This window comes from Burkholderia sp. E168m23, from assembly GCF_016586125.1.
GTDB lineage: Bacteria > Pseudomonadota > Gammaproteobacteria > Burkholderiales > Burkholderiaceae > Burkholderia > Burkholderia orbicola.
The window spans coordinates 1-3797 of the sequence record NZ_BCPP01000711.1; the positions used below are offsets into that span (position 1 = coordinate 1).

Annotated in this window: 4 protein-coding genes; 3 read left to right on the forward strand and 1 reads right to left on the reverse strand. The window is 63.1% G+C overall.

All coding sequences use genetic code 11. The annotated features are described in order from the left end of the window. Positions 1-854: 2-isopropylmalate synthase (locus JMF90_RS28020; RefSeq protein WP_201325699.1), on the reverse strand; the 854-nt coding region annotated here is incomplete at its 3' end. A gap of 956 nt (positions 855-1810) precedes the next feature. Here JMF90_RS28020 and JMF90_RS28025 point away from each other — a divergent pair. The 3 genes from JMF90_RS28025 to JMF90_RS28035 all read left to right on the forward strand — a co-directional run. Next, positions 1811-2200, forward strand: coding sequence for a fucose-binding lectin II (locus JMF90_RS28025; RefSeq protein ID WP_006479996.1), 390 nt, complete (start codon positions 1811-1813; stop codon positions 2198-2200). Between the two features lie 114 nt (positions 2201-2314). Continuing rightward, positions 2315-3133 carry a fucose-binding lectin II gene (locus JMF90_RS28030; protein WP_011548595.1) on the forward strand — a complete coding sequence of 273 codons (819 nt, stop codon included), beginning with the start codon at positions 2315-2317 and terminating at the stop codon, positions 3131-3133. 162 nt (positions 3134-3295) lie between these two features. Then, positions 3296-3797 (forward strand): fucose-binding lectin II (locus JMF90_RS28035; protein ID WP_201325700.1); only part of this gene is annotated, 502 nt, incomplete at its 3' end.

Sequence of the window (3797 nt, forward strand, 5' to 3'; positions counted from 1 at the left end):
ACGAGATCGACGTTACCGGTGCGTTCGCCGTTGCCGAACAGGCAGCCCTCGATCCGGTCGGCGCCGGCCATCACCGCGAGTTCGGCCGCCGCGACCGCGGTACCGCGGTCGTTGTGCGGGTGCACCGACAGGATCAGCGAATCGCGGCGCGCGAGGTTGCGGTGCATCCACTCGATCTGGTCGGCGTAGTAATTCGGCGTGCCGATTTCCACCGTGGCCGGCAGGTTCACGATCGACTTGCGCTCGGGCGTCGGCTGCCACACGTCGAACACCGCGTCGCACACTTCCTTCGCGAAATCGAGTTCGGTCGCGGTAAACGTTTCCGGGCTGTACTGCAGCGTGAATTGCGTGTCGGTCGCCGCATCGGCGCACCGCTTGATCGTGCGCGCCGCGTTCACCGCCAGCTGCTTCACGCCGTCGCGATCGAGGGTGAACACGATCTTGCGGAATTCCGGCGCGGTCGCGTTGTACAGGTGCACGATCGCGCGCTTCGCGCCGCGCAGCGATGCGAAGGTGCGCTCGATCAGGTCGTCGCGCGCCTGCGTCAGCACTTCGATCGTCACGTCGTCGGGAATGTGGCCGCCCTCGATCAGTTCGCGGACGAAATTGAAATCGGTTTCGGACGCGGACGGGAACGCGACCTCGATCTGCTTGAAGCCGATCGCCACCAGCGTCTTGAACATCCGCATCTTGCGCGTGGCGTCCATCGGTTCGAACAGCGCCTGGTTGCCGTCGCGCAGGTCGGTGCTCATCCAGATCGGCGCCTGCGTGATCGTGCGCGACGGCCACGTGCGGTCGGGCAGGTTGACGGGCGTGAACGGTCGGTATTTCGTCGCGGGGTTCTTAAGCATCATGATGTCGGTCCTCGGTCTGTTTGTCGGTGAAGCGCGGCGCGGCAGCCATCGGCATCAGGAGCCGGCGACGTGCGCAGCGGTGAAAACGGCAAAAAAGCAGCACAACGGCAAAGCGGTACGGCAAACGACGGCCTTGGCGGTTGAGCGACCGGGACGGAGCGGAGTGGTGACGGAAGAAAGACGAACTCAGGCGCCGGTCGACAACCGGGGCCAGGTCGGTGATGCGGGGAAAATCTGGCGCTTCAGGAAAGAAGCAGATGGAAAGCGCGCAGCCGCAGACCCAGCCCGGAGAAGCGGGCTAGTAGTCGTAGCGAGAAGAGGAACTGGGCGGCGTGCATGACCGGCATCAAATCACAGGGTGACCACGGCTGTCAACCAGGTACGCATCCATCCCGCTCCGTCCCCCGATGCGCGCGTTTGCGCAGAATCAGTCCCGTCTGATAGGCGGCGGCTTGCCCCGTCGATATGCTTCACGGGTGCGGCGCCGGTGAGGCCCTATTCATGTTCGGAGTGAGTCGGTCCATCCTCTTCGCCGGCGCCGCACACCCCTCCTTGCAATCGGGCTTCGGTGTGGGCGTTCGACGGTGGCCGGTGGGCGCGGCCACGACAGAGATGCTGATGTTGAAACGAAACGCTGCCATATGCGAACGCCGAGCGTCTGCTCCGAAGTCCGATTGCCCCCCGCCTCTCCTACCCCACCTTCGCGTTGCGCTCGCGCATCATTCAGGAAAGCGATACACGCATCGATATAGTTTCCTGAATATATCTAAATCCGCCTCATTAAGCATGTTTCATTAAATCGATTAGCGCTGCTTTTCGAATTACTGAACAATACCCATTCTCATCTGAATATTTTTTTATTTATTTTTCGTCATGCTCGCCATGTCGCATTTCAAACGGCAAACGTTTGCGCGACAAGGCCCTTGGCCTTACCTAACAAGCCACAGGAGAACAGCATGGCCGACTCTCAAACGTCATCCAACCGCGCCGGCGAGTTTTCGATTCCGCCGAATACCGATTTCCGCGCGATTTTCTTCGCGAATGCAGCCGAGCAACAGCACATCAAGTTGTTTATCGGCGACAGCCAGGAACCCGCCGCGTATCACAAGCTGACGACGCGCGACGGCCCGCGCGAAGCCACGCTCAATTCCGGCAACGGCAAGATCCGTTTCGAAGTGTCGGTGAACGGCAAGCCGTCGGCGACCGACGCGCGCCTCGCGCCGATCAACGGCAAGAAGTCGGACGGCTCGCCGTTCACGGTCAACTTCGGGATCGTCGTGTCGGAAGACGGCCACGACAGCGACTACAACGACGGGATCGTCGTGCTCCAGTGGCCGATCGGCTGATCTGACACGGACCGACCACCAATCGCCGCCGGCCGCCTCCGTGGCGGCTGGCGGGTTGGCGCCGCGTTAAGCGGACTCGCCCCATCCCGAACCGCCTCATCACCGGAGACTTCCATGCCGCTCCTTTCCGCTTCGATCGTTAGCGCGCCCGTCGCGACGTCGGAGGCTTACGTCGACATCCCCGGCCTCTACATCGACATCGCGAAGGCCGGGATTCGCGACGGGAAACTACAGGTCATCCTCAACGTGCCGACGCCTTACGCGACCGGCAACAACTTCCCCGGCATCTATTTCGCGATCGCGACGAACCAGGGCGTCGTCGCGGACGGCTGCTTCACGTATTCGTCGAAAGTGCCCGAAAGCACCGGCCGCATGCCGTTCACGCTCGTCGCGACGATCGACGTCGGCAGCGGCGTCACGTTCGTGAAGGGCCAGTGGAAAAGCGTGCGCGGCAGCGCGATGCACATCGATTCGTACGCGAGCCTGTCAGCGATCGGGGAAACGGCCGCGCCCTCGTCGTCGCAAGGCGGCGGGAACCAGGGCGCCGAAACCGGTGGCACCGGGGCCGGCAACATCGGCGGCGGCGAACGCGACGGCACGTTCAATCTCCCGCCGCACATCAAGTTCGGCGTGACCGCGCTCACCCACGCGGCGAACGACCAGACGATCGACATCTACATCGACGACGACCCGAAGCCGGCCGCGACGTTCAAGGGCGCCGGCGCACAGGACCAGAACCTCGGCACGAAGGTGCTCGATTCCGGCAACGGTCGCGTACGCGTAATCGTGATGGCGAACGGCAAGCCGTCTCGGCTCGGTTCGCGACAGGTCGACATTTTCAAGAAGTCGTACTTCGGGATCGTCGGATCGGAAGACGGCGCCGACGACGATTACAACGACGGCATCGTGTTCCTGAACTGGCCGCTGGGTTGATCGACGGCCGTCACGAAACATCGCAATGGCGACGGGGCCCGCCACGCATTGCGCGTCGCTCGATAAATCATTTGCAGTCCCACTGCTGTACACCGCGCGCGGTCCGGTGAAATCCGTTCGCCGGTCACGCGATGCGGAACCTTCCATTCAGACGAGGACGACATGTCACAACCCTTTACCCACGACGACCTGTACGCGCTGCTGCAACTCGCGGGCAACGACGCCACTGCCGTGCAGGCCAACGGCGATCAGGCCGTGCTCGACCGGATGCGTCAGTTCATGACCGCGCAGCTCGTCGAGAAACTGCCGCAATACGACGTGTTCGTCGATATCGCGACGATCCCGTACAGCTTCGACGTCGGCAGTTGGCAGAACAAGGTGAAAACCGATGCGGCAGGCGAGGTCGTTGCCTGCACGGTGACGTGGGCCGGCGCGCCGGGCGTGTTGCCCGGTGCCGCGGCGAAGTTCGGCGTCGGCGCGGTGGTCAATTACTTCTCGAAAGCGACACCGCAACCCGTGCAGCCCGCGCCCGTACCGACCGGCGGCGGTGAACGCGACGGCGTCTTCAACCTGCCGCCGAACATCGCATTCGGCGTGACCGCGCTGGTCAATTCGTCCGCCCCGCAGACGATCGAGGTCTTCGTCGACGACAATCCGAAACCCG